Source organism: Streptomyces phytophilus, assembly GCF_013870535.1.
Lineage (GTDB): Bacteria > Actinomycetota > Actinomycetes > Streptomycetales > Streptomycetaceae > Streptomyces > Streptomyces phytophilus.
Map to the genome: position 1 here is coordinate 1 of NZ_JACBXC010000461.1, position 4,366 is coordinate 4,366.

Genomic DNA, 4,366 nt, shown 5'->3' on the forward strand with positions numbered 1-4,366 from the left:
TCTCCCGGATCGACGCCGCGACCTGCCGGTGCAGCGGCTCGGCGCGGGTCCGGTCCCGGTCCAGCTCGATGAGCAGGTCCTCGGCGGTGCTGGAATTGGTCCGTATTCGGGGCATGGAATCGGACCTTACCGCGGGTACCGATCCGCGTCAGGCTCGGAGCATGACGACAGCGACGCACACCCGCACCGCCGGCACCACCGGCACTTCCCGCTCCCGCCTGGCCGCCTCCCTCGACGGCCGGCTCCTCCTTCCCGGCGACGCCGGGTACGACTCCGCCCGTACCGTCTGGAACGCCATGGTCGACCGCCGCCCCCGGATGATCGTCCGCGCCGCGAGCACCGCCGACGTCCAGGCCGCGGTGCGCTACGCCCGCGAGCACGACCTGGAGACGGGCATCCGCTGCGGCGGGCACAACGTGGCCGGCTTCGCCGTCCCCGACGACGGTCTGATGATCGACCTGACGCCCATGGGCGGCGTGCGGGTCGATCCCGTGCGGCGGCGGGCGCGCGTGCAGGGCGGCGCGCTGCTCGGCGCGCTGGATCGGGCCACGCAGCCGTACGGCCTTGCCACCACCGCGGGGAACGTCTCGCACACCGGCGTCGGCGGGCTCACCCTCGGCGGCGGCATGGGGTGGCTGGCGCGGCAGTACGGGCTCGCGTGCGACAACGTCGCGTCGTACACGGTGGTCACCGCCGACGGCGAAGTGGTGACGGCGAGCAGGAGCGAGCACCCGGAGCTGTTCTGGGGGCTGCGCGGGGGCGGCGGCAACTTCGGGGTCGTGACGGAATTCGAGTTCCGGCTGCACCGGACCGGTACGCGGACGCTGGTCGCCGAGTTCGACTACCGCGCCGAGGACGCCGTGCCGGTGCTGGAGGGCTGGCGGGACCTGAACGCCGTCGCGCCGCGCGAGGCGGCGTTCTCGGCCTCCGTCGCCGACGGCCCGGCGGGCGGCGGGCCGGTGGCCACGGTCGGTTTCGTGTGGGTCGGCGACCCGGAGCGGGGGCGGCAGCTGCTGCCGGCGCTGCGCGCACTCGGCCGGCCCGTCGCCACGCGGATCACCACGCCGTCGTACCTGGAACTGCAGTGCAGGGACGACTCCAGCGGCGGCCACGCCTACCTCCGCTACTCCGCCGCCCACTACCTGCGGGACCTCCCGACGCCGGCGGTCGAGGCGTTCCTGCTGCGCGGCGCAACGGACCTGCGGGGCACGGGCTCAGGTGGGCGGTCCGGTGCCGGGCTGCCGGGGGTCGGGCTGCAGGCGCACGGCGGGGCCATCGCCGACGTCCCCGACGACGACGCGGCGTTCGCCCACCGCGGCACGGCGTTCGAGTTCGGCGCCGGGTCGCGCTGGACGGACCCGGCCGAGGACGACGCCCGGATGACCGCCGCCCGCGCCGCGGGCTCAGCGCTCGCACCGTACGCGAACGGCGTCTACGTCAACTCCCTCACCGCCCACGACGGCCCCCGCGGCATCCGCCGCGCCTACCCGGCGGCCAAGCTCGCCCGGCTGGCCGCGCTGAAGGGCGTCTGGGACCCGCACAACGTCTTCCACCTCAACCAGAACATCACCCCGGCCACCCCCTGAGCCCGCACCCGGCCGCGTGCCGCCACCGCGGCGCTCTGTTCCACTCTGTTCCGTACGCCGGAACAACTGCCAGAATCGGACGATGCGTCCTCGATTCCACGATCCCCGGCTGGAGTCGGAATACCGGGCCGGCGGGCCGGAACGCGGCTGCGTGGCCGTGATCGCCTGGGTGGCCGTCGCCCGGCTCGTCTACATTCCCACCGCCTTCTTCCTGGACGCCGACGGTGTGCAGGACGAGCGCCGGATCCTCCTCAACGCGGCGATCAGCGCGGCCGTGTCGGCCCTCCTGGTGACGGTCCCCCTGCGTCTCTACTTCGGCCGCAAGAAGGAGAGGCACGTCCTTGCGCGTTCGGCCCGCGCGTACCGGAACCGGCAGAAGGAGTGACGGCAGCCCCTTGTCGGCCCGGCTCGCTAGCATGCCCGGCATGGCCATCAAACTCGAAAACGTCGGCATCGCGGTCCGCGACATCGAAGCGGCGATCTCCTTCTTCACCGACCTCGGCCTCACGGTCCTCGGCCGCGACACGGTCAGCGGCGAGTGGACCGACACCGCCGTCGGCCTCGACGGCAACCACGCCAGGATCGCGATGCTCCAGACGCCGGACGGCCAGGGGCGCCTGGAGCTCTTCGAGTACATCCACCCCGAGGCGATCGAGACCGACCCCACCCTTCCGCACGAGATCGGCATGCACCGCGTCGCCTTCTCGGTCGACGACATCGACGCCGCCCTGGAGACGGCCGCAAAGCACGGATGCCGTCCGCTGCGCGGCGTGGCGACGTACGAGGACGTCTACAAGCTCACGTACGTCCGCGGGCCCAGCGGCATCCTCGTGATGCTCGCCGAGGAGCTGAAGAAGGGCTGACGGCCGCTCAGGGGCGGCCCCGCGGCGCGCACTTGCCCTCGGCGCCCTTGCCGGCGGCCCAGCCGATGCCTCCGACGAGGTGCCTGACGAGGTAGTTGTCCCCGCCGTTCGCCGCGTACGACTCGGGGAAGTGGCCCATCCCGGTCACCCAGATGCGGCCGCCGTCGTACGGCTTGCACCAGGAGATCGGGTGGTCCTCGCCCATCGCGTTCGGGCCGGGGTCGTACGACTCCTCGTCGAGCGTCGCCAGCACGCGCGCGTCGCCGCGCACGCTGCGGGCGAAGTTGTAGTGCTCGTCGCCGAAGGAGAACTCCTTGGGGAAGCCGCGCGTCGAGGGGTGGTGGCGGTCGGCGACCCGCACCGTGGCGACATTGTCCAGGTCGCTGGCGGCGTGACCCGGCATCAGCGTGCCGACCGCGCTTTCGGCCCCGCCGTCCCACCAGTCCCAGGTGGTGACGCCGGCGCCCATGTCGACCGCGTTGTGGTTGGCGGCGATCCCGCCGCCGGCGTTGACGAACCCCCGGATCGCGGCACGCTGCTCCTCGTCCCACAGCGGGCCGGGGCGACCGCCGCCGAGCCACTGCGACGAGGCGTTGAAGAGGAAGATCGCGTCGTACTCGGCCAGGTTCTCCGGGCTGAAGACGCGCGGGTTCCCGTCGGGGTGGTCGCAGTTGCCGACCGCCCCGCCAAGCCCGTCGCAGTCCTCCCGCACCCACGAGATCCCGGCCTCGTCCAGCGCGTTCTGGATGTGGCCGATGCCGCCGTCGATGGCGCCGGCGTGGCGGTACCCGGTGGTCCCGGTGTAGATCAGGACCTTCGACTCGTCCTTGGCCTGGGCGGGCACGGCCGACGTCGCCAAGAGCCCGAGCGCGGCCACCCCCAACAACGCGCGTCGAACGCCAGATCGTGCGTCACGCATGACACTCCCCTCGCTTCCATGTCCCCACCAACTACCGCCCCTTTCCGCGCACATGTCAAGATGGCCCGCCACGGCCCCGGGGGGCGCGGGCGGTGCCCTTTTCGCGGTCCGCCTACTGGCACGCCGGGAGAAGTGACATTTCGTTGCCCTCCGTTAGTCGACTAGTCGACGACGCGGTGGCGGCCGTCGGCGGTGCGGTGCGTGTGTCCCTGGCGGGCCAGCATCTCCAGCAGCGGCGTCGCCACGCGCCGGGTGGTGCCCAGGGCCTGGCGGGCCTGGCTGACCGTGAACGGCTGGGGGAGCGCGCGCAGGAGGCGTACCGCCTCCGTGTCCGCCCCCGGCAGCAGGTAGATGCCGGCGTCGACCCGGAGGAGGGCGCCCGTACGCACCGCGGCGCGCAGTGCCCGGTCGTCCAGCCCGAGGTCCCGCAGCCCGTCCGCGTCGGGTGCCAGGAACGGGGCGTCCGCCAGTTGCCGCCGGAGTGCGTGTACGGCCGATCGGACGGCGGGCGGCAACTGCCGGTCGGCGGCGGCGGGGAGGATGCGGCCGTCGCGTACGACGAGCGGCGCCCGGACCAGTTCGGCCGCCAACCGCATGTCGGGGAGCCCGAGGCGCCGGCCCGCGTCCGCCACCGTGAGGCCGGGTGCGAGGGGATCCTCGCGGGCGTGCTCCCCGACGACGCGCTCCAGTTCTGCGCCCAGTTCGGCCCACCGCGCGGGGTCCACGAGCCAGTCGCCCGCCACCGGCGCAAACGGCACGTCCGCGCCCATCGCCGTGAGTTCGCCGGTACGGATCAGGCCCCGGCGGCGTACCTCGGACCGGCCGTCGGGCGTGCCCTCCATGCCCTGCAACTCCTCCGCCCGTACGGCAGCCGCGCCGCGGTGCCGCAGCGCCGGGGGCCGTACGTCGAGGACGGTCACCCCGGCCGCGATGTCGTGGGCTCCGGGGTGGCGGAGCAGCCCGGCGTCCCCGATGCGCAGCGGGAGCGGCTCGGCGAG

At 73.6% G+C, this 4,366-nt stretch carries 5 protein-coding genes; 3 read left to right on the top strand and 2 right to left on the bottom strand.

Annotated features, from left to right (window positions below):
- Window positions 1-161: 161 nt before the first annotated feature.
- From H5J30_RS19210 to H5J30_RS19220, 3 genes are all read left to right on the top strand, one after another.
- A complete protein-coding gene (locus H5J30_RS19210) occupies window positions 162-1,586 on the top strand; it encodes an FAD-binding oxidoreductase (protein ID WP_181788649.1) in 1,425 nt (474 codons plus the stop codon).
- Window positions 1,587-1,668: 82 nt separating this feature from the next.
- Window positions 1,669-1,971 (top strand): hypothetical protein, encoded by a 303-nt coding sequence (locus tag H5J30_RS19215; protein ID WP_220189101.1) that lies wholly within the window; start codon window positions 1,669-1,671, stop codon window positions 1,969-1,971.
- Between the two features lie 40 nt (window positions 1,972-2,011).
- Window positions 2,012-2,449: a VOC family protein gene (locus H5J30_RS19220; RefSeq protein ID WP_181788650.1), complete on the top strand. Its 438-nt coding sequence runs from the start codon at window positions 2,012-2,014 to the stop codon at window positions 2,447-2,449.
- Window positions 2,450-2,456: 7 nt separating this feature from the next.
- Here the strand turns inward: H5J30_RS19220 and H5J30_RS19225 are convergent, their stop codons facing one another.
- Entirely contained in the window at window positions 2,457-3,308 is an 852-nt protein-coding gene (locus H5J30_RS19225) for a ThuA domain-containing protein (protein WP_258563410.1), read from the bottom strand.
- Between the two features lie 221 nt (window positions 3,309-3,529).
- A partial coding sequence (locus H5J30_RS19230; RefSeq protein ID WP_181788652.1) for a SelB domain-containing protein occupies window positions 3,530-4,366 on the bottom strand: 837 nt, incomplete at its 5' end.